General features: G+C 37.6%; 13 protein-coding genes. 10 read left to right on the top strand and 3 right to left on the bottom strand.

Features of this window, described 5'->3' with window-relative positions; translation table 11 throughout:
* Nucleotides 1-14: 14 nt before the first annotated feature.
* The 7 genes from AADJ06_RS20715 (at nucleotide 15) to AADJ06_RS20685 (ending at nucleotide 14,053) form a co-directional block, all read left to right on the top strand.
* Nucleotides 15-1,106 (top strand): FecR family protein, encoded by a 1,092-nt coding sequence (locus AADJ06_RS20715; protein ID WP_341228412.1) that lies wholly within the window; start codon nucleotides 15-17, stop codon nucleotides 1,104-1,106.
* A gap of 186 nt (nucleotides 1,107-1,292) precedes the next feature.
* The gene (locus AADJ06_RS20710) at nucleotides 1,293-4,556 is read left to right on the top strand and encodes a TonB-dependent receptor (protein WP_341228411.1); all 3,264 of its coding nucleotides are present in this window, start codon (nucleotides 1,293-1,295) and stop codon (nucleotides 4,554-4,556) included.
* 19 nt (nucleotides 4,557-4,575) lie between these two features.
* Nucleotides 4,576-6,000, top strand: a complete 1,425-nt coding sequence (locus AADJ06_RS20705) for a RagB/SusD family nutrient uptake outer membrane protein (RefSeq protein WP_341228410.1) — start codon at nucleotides 4,576-4,578, stop codon at nucleotides 5,998-6,000.
* Nucleotides 6,001-6,081: 81 nt separating this feature from the next.
* Complete coding sequence (locus AADJ06_RS20700; protein ID WP_341228409.1) at nucleotides 6,082-7,890, top strand: FISUMP domain-containing protein; 1,809 nt, start codon at nucleotides 6,082-6,084, stop codon at nucleotides 7,888-7,890.
* Nucleotides 7,891-7,981: 91 nt separating this feature from the next.
* The gene (locus AADJ06_RS20695) at nucleotides 7,982-10,732 is read left to right on the top strand and encodes a DUF6797 domain-containing protein (RefSeq protein ID WP_341228408.1); all 2,751 of its coding nucleotides are present in this window, start codon (nucleotides 7,982-7,984) and stop codon (nucleotides 10,730-10,732) included.
* A 78-nt stretch (nucleotides 10,733-10,810) separates the two neighbouring features.
* Nucleotides 10,811-12,580, top strand: a complete 1,770-nt coding sequence (locus AADJ06_RS20690) for a PQQ-dependent sugar dehydrogenase (protein ID WP_341228407.1) — start codon at nucleotides 10,811-10,813, stop codon at nucleotides 12,578-12,580.
* A 126-nt stretch (nucleotides 12,581-12,706) separates the two neighbouring features.
* Nucleotides 12,707-14,053, top strand: a complete 1,347-nt coding sequence (locus AADJ06_RS20685) for a hypothetical protein (RefSeq protein ID WP_341228406.1) — start codon at nucleotides 12,707-12,709, stop codon at nucleotides 14,051-14,053.
* Between the two features lie 198 nt (nucleotides 14,054-14,251).
* On the opposite strand, the gene AADJ06_RS20680 is transcribed toward AADJ06_RS20685, so the two are convergent.
* Together AADJ06_RS20680 and AADJ06_RS20675 are read right to left on the bottom strand one after the other, a co-directional pair.
* Nucleotides 14,252-15,466, bottom strand: a complete 1,215-nt coding sequence (locus AADJ06_RS20680) for a site-specific integrase (RefSeq protein ID WP_341228405.1) — start codon at nucleotides 15,464-15,466, stop codon at nucleotides 14,252-14,254.
* 377 nt (nucleotides 15,467-15,843) lie between these two features.
* Nucleotides 15,844-17,055 (bottom strand): hypothetical protein, encoded by a 1,212-nt coding sequence (locus AADJ06_RS20675; RefSeq protein WP_341228404.1) that lies wholly within the window; start codon nucleotides 17,053-17,055, stop codon nucleotides 15,844-15,846.
* 810 nt (nucleotides 17,056-17,865) lie between these two features.
* Between AADJ06_RS20675 and AADJ06_RS20670 the strand changes: the two genes are divergently transcribed.
* Genes AADJ06_RS20670 through AADJ06_RS20660 form a run of 3 tightly spaced genes read left to right on the top strand, consistent with a single transcriptional unit; the run spans nucleotide 17,866 to nucleotide 23,789 of the window.
* Nucleotides 17,866-20,178, top strand: coding sequence for a PSD1 and planctomycete cytochrome C domain-containing protein (locus AADJ06_RS20670; RefSeq protein WP_341228403.1), 2,313 nt, complete (start codon nucleotides 17,866-17,868; stop codon nucleotides 20,176-20,178).
* 3 nt (nucleotides 20,179-20,181) lie between these two features.
* Nucleotides 20,182-21,636, top strand: a complete 1,455-nt coding sequence (locus AADJ06_RS20665) for a DUF1501 domain-containing protein (RefSeq protein ID WP_341228402.1) — start codon at nucleotides 20,182-20,184, stop codon at nucleotides 21,634-21,636.
* 20 nt (nucleotides 21,637-21,656) lie between these two features.
* On the top strand, nucleotides 21,657-23,789 hold the full coding sequence (locus tag AADJ06_RS20660; RefSeq protein ID WP_341228401.1) for a c-type cytochrome domain-containing protein: 2,133 nt from the start codon (nucleotides 21,657-21,659) through the stop codon (nucleotides 23,787-23,789).
* Here AADJ06_RS20660 and AADJ06_RS20655 read toward each other — a convergent pair.
* On the bottom strand, nucleotides 23,786-24,304 hold the full coding sequence (locus tag AADJ06_RS20655) for a DUF4199 domain-containing protein (RefSeq protein WP_341228400.1): 519 nt from the start codon (nucleotides 24,302-24,304) through the stop codon (nucleotides 23,786-23,788). The two genes, AADJ06_RS20660 and AADJ06_RS20655, sit on opposite strands and share 4 nt — an antisense overlap.
* Nucleotides 24,305-24,504: the final 200 nt, after the last annotated feature.

Genomic DNA, 24,504 nt, shown 5'->3' with positions numbered 1-24,504 from the left:
AATTCATTAAAAGAATGGAAAAGTCGATTTCAAGAAAAATGCTTTTTAAATTTTTCGAAGGAAAGCATACTAGTTTCGAAGCTGGTATGATTCAGGAGTGGTTAAAATTGGATGAGAACAAGGAATTATATTTTGCGTATATGCATGAGTGGGAAGTTCTTAACCCACAAGTGATTGTTGATATAGAATCTCGATTACTAGGTTTGAAAAATAAAGTAGAAGGTGGAAATGTTGAGGAGAAAGAAGAGAGTTCAATTGGTGATAATAATGTGAAAACTAGCTTCTTTTTGAAAGTGGCAGCCGCAATTACCGCTATTCTTCTTACAGGGGGCTATTTAGTATTTAATCGACTTAATGATGTGACAAATATCTCTGACTATAGTACCAACGTGGAAAATGCAAGATTGGTCTCAGGAGAGATTTTTGAAAAACAGAACTTAGGAAGTACTCCTTTACTAGTGAATCTACCAGATGGCTCATCAATACTATTACAACCCAAAACTCGAATTAGTTATAATCCTAAAACTTTTGGGATTGACCGTAGAGAATTAATAATGGAAGGAGAAGCGTTTTTTGAGGTTCATAAGGATAAGGAACGCCCATTTTTAGTGTATGCTAATGATATGATAGCTAAGGTTTTAGGTACTAGTTTTACTATAAGGACGAATCAGGAATCAAATACAGCTGAAGTTTTTGTGAAGTCAGGGAAAGTCTCAGTTTTCACCCAGGAGGACTTTAATAAGAAGGAAAAGATAGAGGGGAAGGAATTGCAAGGTGTTATACTTGAACCGGCCCAAAAATTAGAAGTAGGAGGTAAGAAACAGGATAATTTAAAACCTGAACAAGTAGAACAAAGTGATTTCTTGGAGGAGATAGAGGTCATTAATTTCAACTTTAACGAGGTAAGAGCAGAAGATGTCTTCAATACACTTGAAAAGGCTTATAATATTAAAATTGTTTATGATAAAGATAAGTGGTCTTCTTTTAGGTTAACCGCTCACTTAGGTGATGAGCCATTGCGAGAAAAGCTTAAACTAATTTGTTTAGCCTTGGAAACTTCATTTGAGGAAATAGATGATAAGATTTTGATAAAGACTAAAAAATAATTTTTAAACCCTATTTGAAATGAACTCTCCCTAAAAAAAAGAGCCCTGGAATAATTAATTCCAAGACTCAACGCCTAGCTGTAATTGGTCTTACAGTTAGGCATATTTAAGAAAATTTGGTCATCCCTTAAACATTTACAAGTTATGCAAAAAATATATCCTAGAACAAGGATACTCATTAATATCATGAGAATTTCAGTAATACAACTAATCCTGGTCTTGTGCTTTCTGACAGGCTCTTTTGCCAACGAAGGCTACTCACAGGATGTTTTAGAACAGAAAATATCCCTTAAAGTAGATAAAAGGCCTATTAGGCTTATTTTTAGTGAGATAGAGAAGCTTAGTGAAATAAAATTCATATATAGTTCTGATTTGATAAATGCAAATCAGAAAGTTAGTGCCCATTATACAAACAGAACAGTAGCTGAGATATTAAGTGGAGTTTTGTCGGGTTTAAGGCTTAATTACGCTGTTTCAGGAAATCAGGTAGTTATTAAAAGGGATAGAGAAGATCCGAGGTTAAACAAAGAAGAAAAATCGTCTTCAGTTAATAAAATTCAAGGTCGAGTTTTAGATGAAAATGGAGAAGGTTTTATTGGGGTTACTGTCAGGGTGAAAGGGACTACAATTGGTACTTCTACAAATGGAAATGGTGATTTCTCAATAGAGGCCAATCCGGGTGATGAACTCGTTTTTAGTTTCGTTGGATACGAAGAAACTACGCTAGTTCTTGGTAATGCTACCAGGATTGAAGTTACCATGAAGTCTGATTTGAATGCTCTGGACGAGATTGTCGTTATTGGATATGGTACGGTAAAAAAGAGTGATTTAACAGGTTCAGTTTCCTCGATAAAATCTGAAGATGTTAATGCTTTTCCAACCGCAAATGTAATGCAGTCTTTGTCAGGCCGAGCTTCAGGCGTTCAAGTTAAACAAAATACCGGAGCACCAGGATCGGGTGTAAGTGTACGGATTAGAGGTACTAATTCAATTCAAGGTAGCAATGAGCCCTTGTATGTTATTGATGGATTTCCAGTTAGTTCTCAGCCGCTGGGAATTAATAATACCGATATTGAGAGTATTGAAATCCTGAAGGATGCTTCGGCAATAGCCATTTATGGCTCAAGAGGTGCTAATGGAGTCGTCCTTATCACAACCAAGTCAGGCAAGGAAGGTACTATGAAAGTGGATTATGAGTCTAGTTTTGGTATTCAAAAATTGAATAAAAAGATAGATTTAATGAATGCTACTGAGTATGCCAAGTTTTATAACATCTTAAGTGAGAATGAAGGAAATGAGCCATATTATACGCAAGAGCAAATTGATAGTTTTGGTGAAGGCTTTGATTGGCAGGACTTTATCTATCAAGACGCACCAATTCAAAATCATTCATTGAATATTAGTGGAGGAAACTCAAAAACTCAGTTTTCGGTTTCAGGGAGTTTCTTTGGTCAAAATGGTATAATTAAGGGTAGTGATTATAAGCGTTATTCATTACGAACTAACATTAGTCATAATATTAGTAATAAAGTTAAGGCTTCTTTTTCAACGACATTGTCCAAAGTCAAAACCTCAAGACAAAATTCAGGAGGTTCGATACAAGGGCAGTCGTTGATAAGTGCGTCACTAGTGGCGGCACCTACACTTAGTCCGTATAATGATGATGGTTCTTACAGCGTCCTTAAGACTCCATTACCTGTGATTGTTGTAAACCCTTTGAACTTTATTAATGAAACTATAGATAATGGGACTGCAAACAATGTGCTTGCGAACGGCTCCTTGTCTTATGAGCCAGTTGAAGGTTTAATTTTTAAGGTTTATGGTGGAATTGAAAACAGCGATGTACGAAATGATTACTATCGAACCATTAATTTCTTTAATGCACAGAGTTATGGTAGTGTCTCTACAACCCAATTTACAAGTTTAGTAAATGAAAATACTATTAGCTATAATAAATCATTTGGGACAAAACATAGTATTTCTGCGGTAGGTGGGTTTACTTATCAGGACTTTTTGAATACCTCTTTAAGCGGTTCAGGTAGTGGCTTTTTGAGTGATGCAACAGAAACTTATAACTTAGGGTCTGCTACGATACCGGGTATTCCAGGTTCTGGATATTCCGAATCTGTTCTATTGTCTTATTTAGGTAGGCTTAATTATAATTTCGATAATCGTTTTCTGGCAACGGTAAGTTTTCGTTCAGATGGATCGTCTAAATATAGCGAAGGAAATAAGTGGGGTTTTTTCCCATCAGGTGCCTTGGCATGGAGATTGAAAAACGAAGCTTTTATTGAAAATATAGAATTTATTTCAGATTTAAAACTAAGAGCAAGTTGGGGTAAGACTGGTTCACAAGCCATTGGAGCCTATGCTACTCTCAATCAATTATCTTCTGGAAAAACGGTATTTGGGGATGCCTTATATAACACGTTTGCCCCCAGTACTACGCTCCCAGGAGAACTTAAGTGGGAAACTACCGAGCAGACTGATATCGGAATTGATCTAGCTATTTTAAATAATCGTATTCAAGTATCTGCTGATTATTATAATAAAAACACCCATGACTTGCTTAATTCTGTTCAGTTACCTAGTTCAACAGGATTTAGAAATACAATACAAAACGTCGGTATAATTCAGAACAAAGGGTTTGAGTTTTCTGCAGACGCGATTGTTACTGATGGTGATTTTAAATGGGATTTAAATGGAAATATTGCCTTCAATAAATCCAAAATAGTTAAACTTTATGGTGGCCAGGAGATATTAACAGGAAATGTTAATGTATTGGTGCTTAACGATGATATCTCAATTCTTCGAGAAGGAGAGCCATTAGGGTCGTTTTATGGGTATCAGGAAGATGGTTATGACGAAAACGGACATATACAATACAAGGATATCAATGGCGATGGAGCTATTAACCTAAATGATAAAGTTATTCTTGGTAATCCTAACCCTAAATTTATCTATGGATTGAATTCTTTCATGTCATATAAAGGGTTTGAGCTTACGTTGTTTATGCAGGGTTCCCAAGGTAATGACCTTGCCAATATTAGTGGTATAGGAAATACATTGCATTATAGTTGGGGCATGAATATGCTGAAAGATGCTCTTACCGATCACTGGACACCTGAAAATACTGATGCGAAATATCCGGCTATCGGAATGTTTCAATCTTTTAACTTTTCCAATAGGTTTATTGAAGATGGCTCATTCTTAAGGCTTCGTAATGTTGAAATAGGATATAATTTTCCAGTTGAGAAATGGAAAATGTCTGGTATACGAAATGCCAAAATATATGTGAGTGGTCAAAATCTATTAACGTTAACGAAATATTCGTGGTGGGATCCAGAAGTTAATTCACAGGGAGGAAGTAGTTCTGTAACTCAAGGGATAGACTTTTCTACCTATCCTGGGGCTAAGTCTCATGTAGTTGGTCTTCGAATAGGTTTTTAAATTTTAAATTAACATTACTATGAAAAATTTTGTTTTAAATATATGTATTCTTCTATTTCTAACTTCATGTGAAGATGTTTTGAAAGAGCTGCCGAAATCAATTGCCGAGGAAACATTCTATAATACTGAAGCAGAGATAGAATCGGCAATAGCTGCTATCTATGCTCCTCTTCATAACGTATATAGTTCAGAATTTATACCCTTGTTAGAGTCTTCGACTGATTATCAAAAGGGTGGAGGTAGCTATGCACCGAATAGTGAATTTCAAGGATTGAATAGTACTAATATGAATAGATCTGGGACGAAATGGGATTATTTTTACTTAGCAATTCGGAATGCCAATTTAGTTATTACCAATGTTGAAAAGAATGAAGTCATAAGCCAAGAACTGAAAACGAGTTCTATCGCTGAAGCTCGATTTATGAGAGGAATGGTCTATTTTCAATTAGCCAAATGTTGGGGAGGAGTAGTTTTGAGAACAGAGGACAACATGGATGAAATAAATGTCCCACGTACTACTGAAGAAGAAATTTATAAGTTAATTAAGGAGGATCTTTTGTACGCTGAAGTTAATCTTCCAGATAACTATCCAGTCGCGGGAAGGGCATCTAAATGGGCTGCAAAAACAGTGCTGGCAGATGTCTACTTTTATACTGGAAGTCATTCTGAAGCGGCTGAAAAAGCAAATGAAGTTATACAGTCGGGTAAATTCTCTTTAATTGAAGTCGTAGAGGCAGATGATTTTTCAAATGTTTTTGGTCCTAATGTGGTCACATCTCCAGAAGAAATATTATACATAAAGTATAATACGGAACAGACATGGTCTTATCCATTCTTTACCCACGCTATAGGGAGTCCTTATTTAACAGCTAATGGTTACGGTGGTGCATTATGGAGTGAAGAGCATAACCCCGTTTATGCAAACTGGGATGAAAATGATCTTAGGAAGTCGTATGGTTGGTACAAGACTACTTTAGCTTTTGGAACAAACACAATTTTGAATAAAAAGTTTTCAGATGCCATCAATCCACGCCCTACGAATGATTATCCTTTATATCGTTATGCCGACATTCTTTTGCTTTACGCTGAAGCTTCCTGTGAAGCTGCAGGTAAGCCAACAGAGGAAGGTTTGCTTGCACTTAACCAAGTTCATCGTAGAGCATACGGTTATACTCCCTTGCTAACATCAGCGGCTGATTTTAATCTTTCAGATTATACTAAAGATTCGTTTATTGAATTGGTTCGAAAAGAACGTGGATATGAGACACAGTCCGAAGGTAAGCGATGGTTTGATTTAAAGAGAACTGGGGAACCTGAAAAGTACATTAAGCCGGCAACAGGGAAAAGTGTTGCAGAAAAGCACTTGCTATGGCCTATACCAGTATCTGAGATGAATTACAATGAAGCGTTAGATCCTGCTGTAGATCAAAATCCAGGGTACTAATCACTTAAATGAGCCTTGTGATTTTCTCAAAGGCTTGGTTTAAGTATAATGTTTTTTATAAATATGATTTGCTATCAGAGAATGAGAACATATAAAGTTTTTAGAGGTTTGAGTGGGCTTAGGTTGTTTCTGTACTTGTATTCTGTATTGCAGTTGACTTTGTTTTTTAGTCCAAAATATTCATACGCATCAGAATTACCTAGTACGGTTATCGGTATGTATGAATGGTCTACTCAAAATCTGAACGTAAAACACTTCAGGAATGGTGAATCCATTCCTGAAGCTAAAACTGATTCGGAGTGGAATATGGCTGCTCAAAATGGAACACCTGCTTGGTGTTATTATAATAATGATCCAACGAATGGAGAAAAATATGGTGTGCTTTACAACTGGTTTGCAGTAAATGATCCTAGAGGTATTGCTCCTGAAGGATGGAATATTCCTGGTAGAGAGGAAGTTCAAAGTTTAATTAGTGAACTTGGCGAAGGAGGTGGAGCAACGCTTAAAGGTAAATATGGATGGCCATCAAAGGAGTCTGATAAAAGAGGATTTAATGCTCTTCCGGCAGGTGTACGTTCTATTGGTGGTTTTTTCCATGACAAAGGCAAGTACGCTAACTTTTGGAGTACAACATCCAAGAATTCTGACAATTCCCTTTATTTCAGCCTAGGTCATAAGCATGATAATATTGATACAACTGGAATCTTTAATTTCTTAAGAAAAGGTGCTGGTATGTCGGTGAGATGTGTTAAAAGAGTCTCTTATAGCCAGGAGTTTAAAGTGTTACCTGACAATGTGCCGAATGAAGGTTTGATGTTTGTTGATCATGAATCCAGAAATCGTTCTGGGCATTATGGCTCAGCACTCACTACTTGTAAGAACGGGGATATTATTGCTTTTTATACGAATGTTTCAGGTAGCATATTTAATGGGCATGGAATCGCAGGTTGGTCAGAGTATAAAAGATCAACTGATGGAGGTAAAACTTGGGGAGAGCCAGTTGTTTTGGAGTATTCAAAAAGGATGTGGGACTTGAATAACGTGGCTAACGATAAGTTGAATCCAGGTCAGCTTTATGTCGCCTCATTTGTGAGAGCGGTGATAACCGCTCCAAATGGAACATTGATTGCCCATTTGTCTCGGCAGATGGGTAGTGCTAGGGATAATTATGATGGTTTTAAAACACCTGTTTATATCTTAAGTTATGATAATGGTAAGACTTGGACCGAACCGCGTGAAGTTGATGAAATAGCATCTCCCAAGCAGCTTAGTTTAACCAATGATGATGGTGCGTCATTTGTTTATGATGGTGTAATTTATACAGTGTTTATTGGCGAATACGGGACTGGGGAGTATTGTTTATATGCATCAAAAGATAATGGTGAGAGTTTTTCTAAAATAAGCCAAGGCTTGTTTAAACATAGAAAACACAAAAGCAATTATTACTATATGACAGCCCAAGCTTTAGATGATGGTCGGATTGTGGTCTATTCTTATAACATGGATGACGAACATCATTTCCCCTATGTTGTCAGTAGTGATGAGGGGAGAACTTGGAGTGATGTAAGAACAACTTACATGGCTAAACGTGTAAGAGATGCTCAAATGAGCGAAAAAGTAGGTGACTATTATTTTATGGTTGGTCGGAGTGGAAGTTTTGGGAATGATCCTATGAATCTAGTTCTATATGCCTCTACTAATGGAATCGAATGGGATAATGGGAAATACCTTAAAAAGATACAAAAAACACTAGACTCGTATTCTGCTATAGAGGTTGTTAGGGGCAATGGTAAAACTCGTTCTTCTAAGGTGTTAATTCAGGCATCAGTAGGATATGGGGTTGGTAGCAATGTTAATGTCAAGCATTGGTGGGTTGAGAATATAAAATAGAACTCATTTTTATTTTCAGTTTGTAGTTTGTGAAAAGTTAATTTGACACGAAATGGTTTTAAATGTGTTTTGGAGTATTAAGAATAGCTACATGGTTATACTTATAACCCTGTTGTTTGCTAGTTTATTAAGTTGCTCATTTGAAAAGACTCGTGTTACAGAAAACCCATTTGACCCATTATCATTTAAAGAGTTCGTAGAGCCTGATTTTCCATTTTTTAGTACATACATAGATGCCCGAAAGATTGGAGTGGGCTTTCCTGAAAATAATGTAGTCTCGAGAGGCTTGGTAATACTTTTAGATGATAGTTCATATGTCTGTTTTGATCGAGACTTATTAAGGTGGTCGGTAGCTTGGACTGGGGAGGGATTAACAAAAAGTATGTTACCTGAGGTGTCTTATAGGGATTTTTTTAATAAAAAAAATTCTGTTCCATTAGTCGCTGGAAAGCCAGATCTTGCCAATGGTATATATCCAGGCTGGTCAAGAGGGAAACGTATTTTTAATGAGGTTCGTCCAAAGGGACAATATAGTGAGGGCTTTACTTGGGGAGCACTACAAAAGAGTTATGGGCACTGGAACGGGGTTTACGTATATGGGAGTAAGGTAGTGCTGTCTTACGATATTTCTGGTACCGAAATTTTTGAAATGCCAGGGAGTGTAAGGCATGGAGATGAAACCATATATACTAGGGCATTAGAGGTCGGAGCATCTGAGGATACTTTATTCTTAAATGCTACAGAATTGATAGGAGGAATAGATGAAAAGAGTGATGGAGAGAATAGTTATATTTATTATGGTGAAAAGAGAGACTCTGTTGTTGCTGTTAGTGTTGTGAGTGAAGGATCGCTCAGTAAGCCATTAGTTGCTGTAACAGAAGGTCGACACCTAAGTGTCTCATTTCCTCCATCTAATTTAAATCGGAAGGCTACCGTGTTTTTATGGAAAGGTGCAGTGAAAGATTTAGAAAAGTTCCATTTTGTAAGAGATACTACCCGTGTAGGAATGCCAATGTTCAATGAGGGCGGGAGCATGAGGTGGAATGACGAGGTTCTAACTAAAGGAAAATTAGGGGTGGACACAGCATCCTTTGTAACTGATTTGCTTACGCTCCCTATTCCTAATCCTTGGAAGAGAAATATTCGGGTAATGGACATCGCTTTTATGGATAACAATAAAGCGGCAGTTACAACATTTGAAGGGGATGTATGGATTTTGAGCGGTATTGACGACAAATTGGAAAGTTTGACTTGGAGGCGTTTCGCTTCAGGATTGTATGAACCCATGAGTATCGAGGTTTATAAAGAGGATATTTATGTGTATGGGAAAGAGGGCATTATACGTTTACATGATTTGAATGGCGATGGCGAGGCAGATTACTATGAAAATTTTAGTGATGTGATGCAGCAATCGGCAGAATCTTACGAATGGGCGTCTGACATGGTTATCTCAGAAAAACATAGTATTATTATTTCCAAAGGCGGAGGGTTAACAGCAAGACCAGGTATAACTAAGACTATGACTGAGGGTTTTCGAGCTGGTTCGAATCATGCAGGTGTTGTAATGAGAATTTCTCTTGATGGCAAGCAATCTGAGGTTTTGGCCTCAGGGTTCCGAGCTCCTTATTTAGGATTTGACCCAATTTCCGGAGCACTAACTGCTACAGATCAACAAGGGAATTATGTGCCAAGCACACCAATTTATGTTATTGATAGTGGAGACTATTTTGGAGTACCTGCTACAAAACATCGAGAGGATAGTCCGGACCCCAAGCGTCCGCTGAGCTGGATTCCTCATCGCGTTGATCGCTCTCCTGGAAGTCAGGTATGGGTTACAAGCGATAAAATGGGGCCTTTAAACCAATCACTGCTCCATTTTTCTTTTGGTCGTCCAGGGCTCTTTAAAGTGTTAATTGATTCTACATCCAAGGGACTTCAAGGTGGTGTTGTGTCAATTAATTCTTACTATTCAACCCCAGTTATCAAAGGGGAAATTGGCCCTCTTGATGGACAATTATATATGGCGGGGTTTAATCTTTTTGGTAGTAGTTCAAAAGGAATAAGTGCAATCCAAAGGTTAAGATATACCGGAAAAAATAGTTACATACCTAACGGAATTAAGACTGGGAAGCAAGGAATTATGTTGTCATTTGATTCGCAATTAGATGCTATAGAGGCATTCAATCTTTTTAATTACCGAGTAAAGCGTTGGAATTATAAACGAACAAAGCACTATGGTTCCGGGCATTTCACTATGGATGGAGAAGCAGGAGAGGAAGTCTTACCTGTAGTTGGCTCTTACCTATCTGCTGATAAAAAGAGTGTGCTCTTGCTTATCCTGGATATAAAGGAAGTTGATCAAATGGAGGTTTTATACACATTAAAAGCAAGTGATGGTACTTTATTAAATGATGGCGTTTGGTTAAGTGTGAACTATGTAGAAAGTTTAGATCTGGAATTGTTTGGTTTTGAGGGTGTTGATTTGAGTAAGCTTGATTTAAATGGAGTGGAAATGTCTTCTTTAATGAAGTATGATCCACCTATTACCAGGGATAGGGGGAAGGAACTATTTGAAAAAATGGGATGTCTTGGGTGTCATTCTCCAGGTACTGAAACTGCAGGGATGTATGGTCCGCCTTTTAAAGGCTTGTATGGCTCAGAAAGAAAAATGACCGATGGCTCGACAATTCAGGCTGATGACTCCTATTTAAGAGAGTCTATTTTGGAACCTGAGAAGAAGATAGTTGAGGGATATGAGGCCGAAATGCCTTCGTTTCAGGGAATATTGTCAGAGCCTGATATTGACGCTCTATTATTATATATTATGTATTTAAAATATTAAGAAGAGGACGGTAGGCCTAGTACGTGTTTACATATAAAAAAAGATTTTTGGTCTTAGACCTTTTCTAAATAATTACTTATGGAAAATTTCAAAAATATTATTTGTTACCTCGGGTTTTATAAACAACATCAGTGTAGAATTACGATATCAACATTCCTAGTTGCAATCTTAGCTTTGGGAGAATCTATTGCCCAGGATGTGAAGAATACACCAGCAATGTATTCTTCAGAGCCACAGCTATTGCAAGAGGGGCAATTGCTCTTTGAAAAAAACTGTTCTTCTTGTCATAACTTTTCTCAAAGGAGTATTGGTCCTGGGTTGCAATACACAACTTCTACTTTATCTAAAAAGTGGTTGAGTGAGTTTATTATGGATGCTCCAAAAGTGATAACTTCGGGAGATGCTCGAGCTGCCAAATTGTATTCCGAATACAATCAAATGATGCCTTCTTTTAGCTGGCTAGATTCAACTCAAGTTGAAGCTATTTTGGCTTTTATGAGTAAAAGACAAAAAAGTTTTGCTATTCAGAAAGAACTGACTTCAGCCTCAATAAAAGATCCAATACCCGAGAAAGTTACTTTGTTGGAAGAACGTTTGCATTTGCAATATCACTCTACAGCTCCACGTACCGACACTAAGGCCGCTTGGGCTAGGTTAAATAAAATGGATAAGCTGAAAGGAGACCCAGAAAGGCAATTTATTGTTGATCAACGAGGGGTCTTATACGAGATTAAAGGTAAAGATTGGTATGTAGCTCTCAATATAGAAAGCTTAAAACCAAATTTTGTTTCTTCACCTGGTATGGGTACAGGTTTTGGGAGTTTTGCTTTTCATCCAAATTTCAATAAAAATGGTTTGTTGTATACTACACATGCCGAAAGCAACAGTAGCCTTAAAGGAGACTTGACTCTGGCTGATTCAATAAAAGTGGGCCTTCAATGGGTACTAACAGAATGGAAAATTAAGGACTCCTCTAAATTACCATTTGTAGGTGAAGAACGTGAGGTGCTACGTATTGACTTGTTAACAACCTCTCACGGCGTACAGGAAATAACATTTAATCCTTTTAAAGAGGATTGGGAGGAAGACTACGGTTTACTATATATCTGTGTTGGTGATGGAGGTTCAACAGAAAAAAAAGGGTATTATCAGCTTTGTGCCGATAATACGGGAGTTTCGGGTTCTATTTTGCGAATTGATCCAATGGGGCGAAATAGTAAAAATGGACGCTATGGGATTCCTAAAAGCAATCCTTATTTAGGAAGTCAGAATACTAAGGTTTTTCAAGAAATATTTTGTTTGGGTTTCCGAAACCCTAATCGAATCAGCTGGACTCCAGGTGGAGCAATGCTTATTAATGATATTGGTCAATCTAACATTGAAGAAATAAACCTTGGTATAGCTGGGGCTGACTATGGGTGGCCATATAGAGAAGGGCGTTTCTTAGTAGATCCCAAAGGGGATATTAATGAAGTATATAAGTTGCCAAACGATGAAGAAAAAGGGAGGTATACCTATCCAATACTTGAATATGACCATGACGAAGGGAATGCAATTTCGGGAGGGTTCGTTTACAATGGCTTGTTAGTACCTGCCTTGAAAAATAAATATGTTTTTTCTGATATAACTAATGGTCGTGTGTTTCTCCTAGAAATGGAGGAGTTATTGTTGGGGGAGAAGGGTGCTATGAAAGAGATCGAGATTTTGGTAGATGGTGAACAAACTACTTTTCAGGATATTGTTGGGACAGCCAAGCCAGACTCACGGCTAGGACTAGGAATAGATGGCGAGCTATATTTCTTTACTAAAGCTGACGGTAGATTGTATAAAGTGGTTGGGTTTGATTAGAAATTAATGAAACAAAGAAAAGGGCTAATTGTAATACTTAAAATCAGATAGCTTTTAAGCGAGAATACAAAACTTGACTTAATAATACTTTAACCTAAACCCCAAGTCAGACATATCACTATAATTATGAAAAAACGGATTGTCTTTTTATTATATATTATATTTTTTTTATCAATTGATTCGGTAGAGGGGGCGACAATATTTTTTGGGGGGAGAACTTTTGAGAATTCAAACGATGCTACCTATCAAAATGATTCGTCTTTGGCTGTTGTTCAAACGGGAAAAGTCGGTGAATTTCTTACATTTTCAGGCTTTATTAAATATGATATGTTTTGGGATATACGGCAAACAGTTAATGCTCGTGAAGCTCTAGTTACATTATATCCTCAGGATGTTCTTTTTGATGGAAATGGAAGAGATGTCAATTTGAAAGCTAGTTTTAATATGCTTTCTATACATAGTAGAATTAGATGTAATATTGAAGGACCTGCATTTTTGGGAGCTCGTTCGAGTGGAATAATGGAAGCGGATTTTTATGGAAATGAAAATAAAAGCTTTAGCGACTTGAATGGTTTAAGATTATTTAATGCTTATATGAAATTTAATTGGCGTACAACGCAACTATTGATAGGTCAGGATTGGCACCCAATGTCTACCCAAGGTTTTTTTCCAAAAGTAGTTTCATTTAGTGCTGGTGCTCCTTTTCATCCTATGTCAAGAAACCCACAGGTCACGGTACAGCAGAAAATGGGTGAATTGAAGGTAATTGGAAGTTTACTGGCTCAAAGGGATTTTACTGGTACAGGGCCTGAAGGGCCAGGGTCGCATTATTTACGTAATTCGGGCTTACCTAATCTTCATTTACAAGTTCAGTATGGTGGGGATACTTCTACTTTTAGGAGTGGAATCGGATTAGATTATAAAAAAATAGTGCCCGAATTGTTTACATCAAATGAAGCTGGTGACATATTTTCAACGAAAAATGCACTATCTAGCGTGTCTGCTATTGCTTTTATAGGTTCTTCATTAAAATCATTGACATTCAAATTGCAAGGTGTATATGCTCAAAATGCGTACGATCAGTTAATGATTGGTGGTTATGCTGTAAGTAGAATAATAAATGCAGAAACTGGAGAAAAGTTATTTGCAAATTTAAATACAGCTTCTATTTGGACGGATTTAGAATTAAAACTTAAAAAAATAAATTTTGGATTATTTGGTGGATTTACCGAGAACTTGGGTTCACAGAAAATTATAGAAGGTGCAATGTATTCAAGAGGCGAAAATATCAAAAGTGTAACTCGAATTTCCCCAAGGTTGGTTTACAGCCCAGGGGCTGTAAGTGTTTCATTAGAAGGAGAGTTTACAACCGCTAATTATGGTAAACCTAATAGTAACAATAAAGGTCAGGTTACAGATACTCAGGCTGTTTCTAATTTTAGGTCGCTAGTATCCATGAAATATTCTTTTTAAACGTAAATGTCAGGCTAAAGCAAGGCCGATATTAAACCAGTATTTTTAATGTCTTTTTTGGAGTCTAATGTAATGCATTGGTAGATAGGATATAAAATTGGATATTCGAATCAGTCAATTTAGAAGTGAAAACTTCATAGCACTAAGAAGACGTTATTAGTCCTTGAATCAGGGAATTGAGTTATAAAATAATTTCCTCTACAACTTCAAACTAGCCTCATACAAAACCTCATTCTCGAAGCTATCTAAGTAAACCTGGGTTATTGCCTCAGTCTTGTGTCCCATCATGTTTGATATTACTGCTGTTGATTGTCCGAGTCGTTTTAATGTCGTGGCGAAACTGTGTCTGGCGGTATAAGTTGTGAGTGAAGTTGTGATTCCCGCTCGCTCAGCTAGGACTTTTAGGTCTTTATTAATCTGGGTTCCTACTTTTTGAATTCTATTGGCAATTGATTTTGGTTCTATATGTCTCGCTTTGTCTAGTACGGGGAATATGTAATCGTTACTCTCTTTATATTCATTATATCTTTGGAATATGTCTAAGGCTTGAGGCACAAGCTGAACATTCAGAAGTTTTTTCGTTTTACTCCTTGTATAGCTGAGGAAAGACTTTCCTTCTATGGTGTAAACTTGGGAAACTTCGATTTTTGCAAAATCCATGAAGTTCATGCCAGAGCAATAGTAACTAAACATAAAGAAGTCTTGGGCTAGTTTTTCCTTCGGATGTGTGATCTCTAAAGCTTCCAGTTTTTTTACTTCGGTTTGGCTTATTGCTCTTTTGTCCGTTTCATTTTTTAAATGTGAAATTGAGTAGTTAGTGAATGGGTTCTTGTCTTTATTTAAATAGCCGTCAACGATAGCCTTATTAATTGTAGAGCGTAGGGTTCGAAAGTAAACACTCATAGTATTTGGCTTCCAGCCAAGAACTCTAAAATGTTGTTCTAGTTTTTTTAGAAAAGAAGGAGTGATGCTGGTGAGGCTTATATCTTTCTTTTTTAGAAATATTGTAAGAACTCTTTTTAAGTCTTTGTAAACTTTGGAGTTGCCAATTCTTCCAGCATCTTCTAAATCTTTTTTGATACTATCTATGTAAACAAGTATGGTAGTAGATTGCTTTTTGTTGGTAATGTGTTTTTGAATTTCTTCCAAACTTTTATGTTCATCTTCTGTTTCTAGAGCGTACAGTTTTTTGGTTGCCTCAGATTTCTTGTGCTCTATAAGAATTGAAAGTTCTCTGAATTGAGGATGTTTTCGTTTTGGCAAACATTTGACCTTATCCCATAAGTTAGCGTGGCAAGAGTGGCCGAGTGAGGAGTACCTCGTTTTACGATCTTTTGTTATTCTGAGCATTATAGGATGCTCTCCATTTCGTAAAATTTTTGATGCGAATAGGACTACTTTTATCGAGGCCATTTGTTTAGCTATTTAATCTTGGTTTAAACATAGTTTAAACAAATGTAGCAATTTGTGACAATATCCGACAATTGTTGAAAAATACATTTTTTGTTAAACTTCTTATTTGTAGAATCTTACGTAAAATTGGCAAGTATTGATAAGTGAAAATTAACTGCCTTCTAAGCAGACGGTCGAACGTTCGAATCGTTCTGGGATCACAAAAAAGCTCAACCGTATGGTTGGGCTTTTTTCGTTTTAAGAAAATTTAAGAGGCAGAGGAACGTTCGAATAGTTTGCGGACTGCTAGTCTATTTTTTTGGTTTAGAGTTCTAGTTAGACTTACCAGAGAATAAGTAATGCACCATAGATATGATGCACTACTTAAATCGTGTATTTTAATGGTCTTCGCTGCTCTCGGGACCTAGTAAGGCTATTCTATATGGAGTGTTTCCTACTTTTATATTTTCCTTATTCGAAAAATTTGAAAGCAGGATTTTTAATATTTCCCCTTTCATAGGTTGGGTAACATAGATAAACCTTTCAGTCAGTTCTATTTGAGGCTTTTGTGTTGAAGCACTCTCGGTCGAATTAATAATTGTTCCCTCTTTTAATAGTGAAGAAGTGCTTAAATCAAAAAGTTTGAAGTCTCCCGAATGGAGCAATACTCCTAGTTTAGAGCTGTTATAGCTTATTTTACATTGCATAATGTCAGTACTCTCAAAAATTGGGCTCACAGAATCAGTGTTTACATCAATTAAGTAAGCTCCTTTAGCGGCAGTGTACCCTACAAATTTTCCCGGAGTAGAAGTTTCTAAAATGCTTCCAAACCATGCGGTATCAAAATCTTCCGGATGTGGAATAAGCTTTTGTTCGCCACTACTTTCAACTACAAGTACGCCACTAGCCGAGCCGAAAACGGCATAATTGCCGTCGGTGGCATTACCATGTATCCCTTGTGTAGCTATTTGAGAGTTGTGTAAGGTATTACCTTGCTTGTCAATTATTTTCACTCTTTCTGGTAGTGCACCTGCAATGCTGTTGTCTTTTTCTGTTACAGCATAGGTTCCGTTAGAAAAAATAGCCATTGCTCCATGATGCTTGAGTAAGCCGGCATTTATGGTTTTCATCTTCACGCCTGTACTTTGAATTTCTGATTCACTTGCCAAGGAAAGGGTGCCGTCTCCATCATTGAAAATTAGTATTTCATCATTTTTACTTTTAAAGTGAGTTGGTTGTAATGACTCACCTACCATAGCTCCAAACTTAGGGGTTCCTCTTACATCTACATGGTTTCCATGAAATTCAAACCCACTGTCAAAGAATTCTATGAAGTTGTTTTCTCTGTGAACTATGCCTACAAACCTACCAGCGTCCGATTTGTATAAAGCTGATTTTGGAAATTTGGCATCGAAACTCGTAACCATTCCACTAAGAGGAGCCACTAAATATAAGGAGTTTTCGACTTCATCAGAAACTAAGAGACGGAGGTATTTATGTTCTTCAGTTAAGTTATCTGGTTCTATTTCATGTTCGTTTTCGGTGCACGAGAGGATAGTGAAAGAGATAAAGAGAAGTATTGTAAAGTGTTTGAATTGTATTTTTTTCATTTTATTTGACATGTTTGGGTACTACATCATTTTACTAGAGTGTTGCCTAGCTTTCATTAAAGATGTTTTAGAATAACTTGAAATTAGACTGATTTAATAAGTAGGAGGGCCTCTGGCAGAATTAAAAAAGACTAAACTAGAAGCTGGATTTTCCAGTTCTTTTTCAAATTCAAAAGTGAGATGATAATGTTTGAAATAGAAAGATGTCTTACACCATATTTGTGTTAGTTTTTGGTGAACTTGGCACCAATCGCAATTAGGAACCTTAATTTTAAAGTGTACTCGATGATTGCAATTCTTGGATTCTTGACAAGAACCTGCTTGGATATAGTTTGAATTGTTAGAAAAGTGTTCTGACTCATGCCTGTGAAGCCATAAGGATACCATACTCATGCTATAGAATAGCAGCAGGAAAAGGGGTTTTGGCTCGAAAATTCTTCTTGGCATCAAACTATTTGCAACAGTGTTGCAAATATAGAAGTTGTATTTTCTCAAATGCAACAATGTTGCAAGAAAGTTCTATTGGATTTTTTGCAAGGAATAGGAGTGAAGCATATTCTAATAGTCAATGTATGGTTTGGAAGGTGTCCAGTCATTGGTAGTGTGAAAAACTATTTGACCTCTTTTGGCAATTGGAGATATTATTTCATCATTTTCAGTTTGAGGAATTCTATAATCTTGTGTTTACAGCTTTACTTTTAGCCTATTCGTCTATTCTGACCTTGATAGTTCACTTTTTAAATATTTCTTTTTGTTTTTCAAAGGCCTATATTTGCTTAGAGTGTTAAAACACTTCTTCAACCTATTACTATGAATGTTAAAATAAAATTTGTCTTATTGGCCTTTGGCCTATGCCTTAGTATAGCCGTTTTTGAATCGTGTAATTCTTCTGAAGCTGCTGATACTACTATTCCTGATCAAGTCGATTTTAATTTCCATATCAGACCTATTCTTTCTGATAGATGTTTTAAATGCCATGGTCCAGATGCTAACACTCGTGAAGCAGATTTGCGACTAGATACACCCGAAGGAGCTTTCGCTGCATTGAAAGACTCACCCGATGCTCATGCATTAGTCGCGGGCAAGCCTGAGTTATCAGCAGTTTATCAGCGTATAATAACTAGCGATAGCACGGAGATGATGCCGCCGATAGAGTCAAATTTGAAATTAAGTCAATTTGAAATTGAACTTATAAAAAAGTGGATAGAGCAAGGTGCGGAGTATAAGCCACACTGGGCGTTCATTGTTCCAGAAAAAACAGAATTGCCGAAGGCGGATAAAGATTGGGTTCAAAATGAGCTTGACTATTTTGTTTACGCCAAAATGAAAGAAAACAATCTTTCACCTAGCGATAAGGCCACCAAAGAGCAATTATTAAAACGAGTTTACATTGATTTAATAGGTTTGCCTCCAAGCATTGAAGCACAGGAAAGTTTTTTGGCAGACGATTCAGAGTTTGCCTTTGAAAAGGTGGTAGATGAATTATTGCAAAGTAAACATTATGGAGAAAGAATGGCTCTTCCTTGGTTAGATGTAGCCAGGTATGCAGATTCTCACGGCTATCAAGATGATGGACTACGAACTATGTGGCCATGGAGAGACTGGGTGATTCATGCCTTCAATGAGAATTATTCTTACGACAAGTTTTTGCAGTGGCAACTTGCCGGTGATTTGATTGAGAAACCTTCAAAGGAGTCTATTTTGGCTACCGGCTTTAATAGAAACCATAAAATTACGCAAGAAGGCGGCGTGATTGACGAAGAATATAGGATAGAATATGTAACAGATAGGGTAAATACTTTCGGGAAAAGTTTCTTGGCTTTGACTTTTGAGTGTGCTCACTGTCATGACCATAAATATGATCCCATTTCGCAGAAAGAGTATTACAGTTCTTTTGCGTTTTTTAATCAAGTGCCAGAGAAAGGACTGGTAGGAGATATTACCTTAGCTTCATTGGCTGACCCGCCCAAAATGCAAATCACAAATGAAGAAGTTGATGATATTTTTAAGTTCATCAATAAAAAAGACACGGCCAAATTAGAGGTGATGGTCATGAAAGACCAAGCCGAGTTGCGACCTACCCACTTACTAGAAAGAGGAAACTATGATGCTTTGGGAGAGGTAGTACCTTTTGGTTTACCAAAAAGCATCATGGATTTTGACACTACTAAGTTTGCCCAAAATAGATTTGGCTTGTCAGAATGGCTGATTGACGATAGTAACCCATTGACCTCTAGAGTCTATGTTAATAGAATTTGGCAGCAGTTTTTCGGAATGGGAATAGTAAGAACTACAGGTGATTTTGGTATGCAAGGCGACCTGCCGTCGCATCCTCAATTATTAGATTGGTTGGCAGTTGATTTTAAAGAAAATGGCTGGAATATTAAAAGGTTGGTAAAGCAAATAGTGATGTCCGCCACTTATCAACAATCTTCTAAAGTGGAGAAGAAGCACCTTAATACAGACCCCACAAATATTTATTTAGCAAGAAGTAGTCGAGAACGTGTATCGGCAGAGTTAGTTAAAGATTTAGTACTGTCAAGCTCGGGTTTGTTAAATGAAGAAATAGGCGGTTCTAGTATCAAGGCCTATCAGCCAGACGGTATTTGGGAAGGAGCTACCTCAGGGAGAGGGGTTTTAGCTAAGTATGTGCAAGACCACGGTGATGATTTGTATAGAAGAGGAATGTACGTTTTTATTAAAAGGACTGTGCCGCCACCATCTATGCTGATTTTTGATTCTAGTAACAGAGACCAATGCGAGGTTCAAAGAATTACAACGAACACCCCGTTGCAGGCACTGGCTATGCTAAATAACCCTACGGTTCTGGAGGCTTCAAGAGTATTATCTGAAAAACTGGTAGATAAAGAAGTAGAGAATAAATTAGAAACGGCCTTCCGCATGATTCTTTGTAGAGTAGCGGAAAGTGAGGAATTAGAGCTTTTTGAAGACTACTATAATGAGGAGTTGGCCTATTTCAAAGAAAACCCAGCAAAGGCTAATAAAATTCTACAGGCTGGAGAGTATAAAAGTAATATTGAAGTGAAAACAGTTGAGAAAGCGGCATTGATGGCCTGCATTCAGCTAATGTATAATATGGAGGAGGCCATTACTAAAGTATAGATTATGGATAAGGATTTCTTTAATAACAGAATGAACGTAAACCGGAGGCATTTCTTAGGAAAAGCCGCCGCTGGAATTGGTGGGATAGCTCTTGGCTCTTTACTGATGCCAGACCTATTCAAAGGAGGCAAAGGCCTTACAGAAGGTTTACCAGTAGGTATACCGCATTTTGCTCCTAAAGCCAAAAGGGTAATCTATCTCTTTCAAAATGGTGCACCTAGCCAGTTGGAGAGTTTTGATTATAAGCCAAAGCTCAATAAAATGGCAGGGCAAGATTTGCCGGAATCTATCAGAAATGGTCAAAGGCTAACTGGTATGACCTCTGGTCAAAGCAAGTTTCCCTTGGTAGGTTCCTATTATGATTTTAAACAATATGGTAAATCAGGAGCGTGGATAAGCGACTTGTTTCCTAATATTGCCAATATAGCGGATGACCTATGTATAGTGCGTTCTATGCATACAGAGGCCATAAACCATGACCCGGCCCTTACTTTTATGCAGACGGGTTCTCAGATTGGTAACAGACCAAGTATGGGTGCTTGGATGAGCTATGGCTTGGGGAGTGAAAATCAAAATTTACCAGCATTCACAGTTTTACTTTCTAGAGGAAGAGGAAATGGGCAAGGCGTTTATTCTAAACTCTGGACAAATGGCTTTCTAGATTCTACCCATCAAGGCGTACTTTTTAGCAGTGGAGAAGACCCAATTTTATATTTGAACGATCCAGACGCCATGAGTAAGGCATCTCGTAGAAAGATGCTAGATAAATTAGCGGAGCTTAACCACATGGGTTTTGATAAAAATGGTGACCCAGAAGTGCAAGCCAAAGTACAGCAGTACGAAATGGCTTACCGTATGCAAACCGCCGTTCCAGAATTAACAGACCTTTCAAAAGAATCTGACGCCACTATAAAAATGTACGGGCCTGAGTGCTTAGTTCCTGGTACTTATGCGGCCAATGCTCTGTTGGCTAGAAAGCTTTCGGAATCGGGCGTTCGTTTTGTGCAGCTTTACCATCAAGGATGGGACCAGCACGGAAACTTACCAAATGAAATGGCCTTACAAGCAGAAGAGGTAGATAGAGCCTCAGCAGCACTGGTAACAGACCTGAAACAGCGAGGAATGTTGGATGAGACTTTGGTGATTTGGGGAGGAGAGTTTGGAAGAACTAACTACTGCCAAGGAGGTTTTACAGAAGATAATTATGGTAGGGACCATCACCCTAGAGCTTACAGTATCTGGATGGCTGGTGGAGGTATTAAGCCAGGAATGGTTTATGGAGAAACCGATGATTTAGGATATAACATAATTAAGGACCCAGTGCATGTCAATGATTTTCATGCAACAGTAATGAATCAGATGGGTTTAGACCACGAGCAATTAACCTATAAGCACCTCGGCAGGAGATACCGACTGACAGATGTTGCCGGAAAGGTTATTAATGATATTATTGCTTAAAACAAACGAGTGTTTGGTAAATGAATAAAGTTCAGAAAGTAGGTTCGTCCATATTGATATTGCTCAATGTGATGCTCGTTTTTTTATTGATTTTTGAGTCAAAAGTAGATTTGCCGCTGCTTTTTGCTCCTTTGGGTAGGGTGCATCCTTTGTTTTTGCATTTCCCTATTGGAGTGTTCTTTGTGGCTGCTTTTCTGCACTTGGGTTCAAAGCTTTTCAAAGAAACCAAACTTGACGAACTCCTTCAGTTTCTTTTTCTTATTTCTGCCTTTACTGCAGCCTTAACAGCACTTTTTGGGTTTTTCTTAGGACAAGAGGCTGGTTATGCTGCTGAGCAATTAAAGTGGCATAAATGGCTGGGAATTCTTACAAGTCTCATACTTTGGGTAGCTTATTTATCTCTAGAGAAATCATGGAAATTTAGTAAGCCACTTACGGTGGTTTCTGCCCTAGTTATATTGATTACGGGCCATTTGGGTGGCGAAATTACACATGGAGCTAACTATGTTTTTGCTCCGCTTCAAAAAGAAACGGAAAAAGCTTTTGACCCCAAAGGACCTATTTTTTCAGAAGCTATCAACCCTATTTTAGAAGCAAAATGCCTTTCCTGTCATAATGATAAAAAAATGAAAGGAGAGCTTAATATGGCTTCGCTTTCTAAGATTATGAAAGGCGGTGAAGATGGGCCACTTTGGTTGGCGGGCGATGCTTTGAATAGTCACATAATACAAAGTGCGAAGCTACCACTTGAAGATAAGAAACACATGCCGCCTAAAGGCAAACCTCAGTTGACTCCACTAGAAATTGCAATTCTAGAGCAATGGATTAACCAAGGTGCTAAAACAGATTTAAGTATAGCAGAACTTTCCGAAGGTGACTCGCTTCGTCAAATGGTGATGAAACAATACGGTGGCGGAAAAGAAGAAAAGGTTTATGAGTTTTCTGCAGCTTCTGAAAGTACTTTGGCAGAGGTAAAAACGCCATTTTGTACCGTAGAGGCCTTGGCATTAAATTCTCCTGCTTTAAAAGCCAGTTTTTATGTAACAGAAAGGTATGACCCAGCTACCCTGGAAAATCTTAAAAAGGTTTCAGGGCAATTGGTTGAGTTGAATCTCGCTAAAATGCCTGTTTCAGATGAAGATTTAGACCTGATTTCTAGTTTTGAAAATCTCGAAAAACTAGTGTTAAACAGTTCCGACGTTACAGGTGAAAATTTAGAGGCCTTGTCAAAACTCAAAAATCTGACGAGCCTAAGTTTAAGCGGCTGTGTTTTAGAAGAAGGAAGTTTAGATAAGCTTGCAAATTTCCCTGCACTTGAGCAGCTTTTTGTCTGGAATACGGGCTTAGATGTTGCTGAAGTTGACGCTTTTGAAAAGTCAAATAAGAAGGTTGTTGTCTCAAGAGGTTTTGTACCTACTGATGAAGACATGCTGAAAATTAATCCTCCGTCCTTGGTTAATAAATCTCCTGTGCTTAAAGCAGGTGAAAAGGTTCAGCTTAAGCATGGATTACCAAATGTTCAAATTAGATATACCACGGATGGAAGTAAAATAGACTCTGTAAGTGGAGATATCTATGAAAACGAAATTTCGGTTGAAGGATTCGCTAAAATAAAAACGGTAGCTACCAAGGAAGGTTGGTATGTGTCAGACCAAAAAGACTTTACTTTCTTTAGAGGTAATTATAAGGCTGATAGTGCTTGGTTACTAGCACCAACTCATAGCCAATATCCTGGTGTTGGCAGTAGTACGGTTATTGACCAAAAACAGGGCGATAAGGCCAACTTTAAAGATTTCGCCTGGCTAGGTTATAAGGGTAGTAATGCGGAAATTTTACTTAAAATAAACGCCAAAGACAAGGTCAAAGGTTTGACAGTGAGTTATTTGAAAAATGTTGGGAGTTATATCATGCCGCCGCAAGAAATTCAAGTGTGGGCCGGAAATGATAGAAACTCTTTAAAACTAATAGCGAGTAAGAGTCCTGAGGCTTTAAAAGAGCAAGGAAGCGTAACCTATGAGGGAGTGAATTTTGCGATGGATAAGTCTTATAAATACTTCAAAATAGTAGGCAAGCCAATAAACAAATTGCCTAAATGGCATGGTGGGGCAGGGCAGGAAGGCTGGCTGTTTATTGACGAAATCTATTTGTACTAATCCTTTTTGGTTCTAAGAATCCAAGAAGCTAATAAACTACCGAAGAGCCCAATTGGCAAAATTTCCAATATGGTCATGGCAAACTTAATTAAGGGGTTCTCATAGTGTTTCATAGAGATTTCTATCTCGGTTAATGCTTTTGATAGTTCCTCTGGAGAAAGGTTCGTTTTGCTTAAATCGTTTCTATACATATCGGCTATTCTATCATTAAACTCAGGGTTAAGGCCAGATATTATCATCCAAGCTGCTGTATAAATCAATGCACTAATAATGGCAATTAAAGCACCGGTTTCCAGTGCTTGTTTAAAAGTGATTTCTCCACCTAGGCCTTTGGCTTTACGTTCTTTTATTCCCCAAAAAATAAGAGCCAAGGCTACAAACATACTGATGTAGCCAATAGTTTGAGATGAGGCCAAAGAGGATTCTTTGGAAAGTATAATGGGAGAAAATACCGCCATAAGTGCGGATTGAATTCCTCCAGAAATGAAGCCGAATTTTAAAGCAGATTGGTTCATGATTTTATGGTTGAAGTGAATTGCCTTTATAAGGAGTCTATAGAAAGATAAGGAATTCGGACCTTATCTGCAACTACCAAATATCAATAATGCTAGATACTAAAAAGAGGCTGTCTCATATTAAAAAATGAGATGGCCTTTTTTGGTGCTAAATACCCTGAGTTTTGTCTGGGTATAGTATGTAAGATGCAAAAAGTGGA

This window comes from uncultured Arcticibacterium sp. (assembly GCF_964021845.1).
Lineage (GTDB): Bacteria > Bacteroidota > Bacteroidia > Cytophagales > Spirosomataceae > Arcticibacterium.
The sequence above is the reverse complement of the archived record's forward strand: the minus strand, read 5'-3'. Positions and strand labels throughout refer to the sequence as shown.

Bases quoted from the DNA above. Each gene is read 5' to 3' on its own strand.
- AADJ06_RS20675 (WP_341228404.1), bottom strand. From the start codon at position 17,055: ATGAAAAAAATACAATTCAAACACTTTACAATACTTCTCTTTATCTCT.
- AADJ06_RS20680 (WP_341228405.1), bottom strand. From the start codon at position 15,466: ATGGCCTCGATAAAAGTAGTCCTATTCGCATCAAAAATTTTACGAAAT.
- AADJ06_RS20690 (WP_341228407.1), top strand. From the start codon at position 10,811: ATGGAAAATTTCAAAAATATTATTTGTTACCTCGGGTTTTATAAACAA.
- AADJ06_RS20710 (WP_341228411.1), top strand. From the start codon at position 1,293: ATGAGAATTTCAGTAATACAACTAATCCTGGTCTTGTGCTTTCTGACA.
- AADJ06_RS20715 (WP_341228412.1), top strand. From the start codon at position 15: ATGGAAAAGTCGATTTCAAGAAAAATGCTTTTTAAATTTTTCGAAGGA.
- AADJ06_RS20700 (WP_341228409.1), top strand. From the start codon at position 6,082: ATGAGAACATATAAAGTTTTTAGAGGTTTGAGTGGGCTTAGGTTGTTT.
- AADJ06_RS20665 (WP_341228402.1), top strand. From the start codon at position 20,182: ATGGATAAGGATTTCTTTAATAACAGAATGAACGTAAACCGGAGGCAT.
- AADJ06_RS20660 (WP_341228401.1), top strand. From the start codon at position 21,657: ATGAATAAAGTTCAGAAAGTAGGTTCGTCCATATTGATATTGCTCAAT.
- AADJ06_RS20670 (WP_341228403.1), top strand. From the start codon at position 17,866: ATGAATGTTAAAATAAAATTTGTCTTATTGGCCTTTGGCCTATGCCTT.
- AADJ06_RS20695 (WP_341228408.1), top strand. From the start codon at position 7,982: ATGGTTATACTTATAACCCTGTTGTTTGCTAGTTTATTAAGTTGCTCA.
- AADJ06_RS20685 (WP_341228406.1), top strand. From the start codon at position 12,707: ATGAAAAAACGGATTGTCTTTTTATTATATATTATATTTTTTTTATCA.
- AADJ06_RS20655 (WP_341228400.1), bottom strand. From the start codon at position 24,304: ATGAACCAATCTGCTTTAAAATTCGGCTTCATTTCTGGAGGAATTCAA.
- AADJ06_RS20705 (WP_341228410.1), top strand. From the start codon at position 4,576: ATGAAAAATTTTGTTTTAAATATATGTATTCTTCTATTTCTAACTTCA.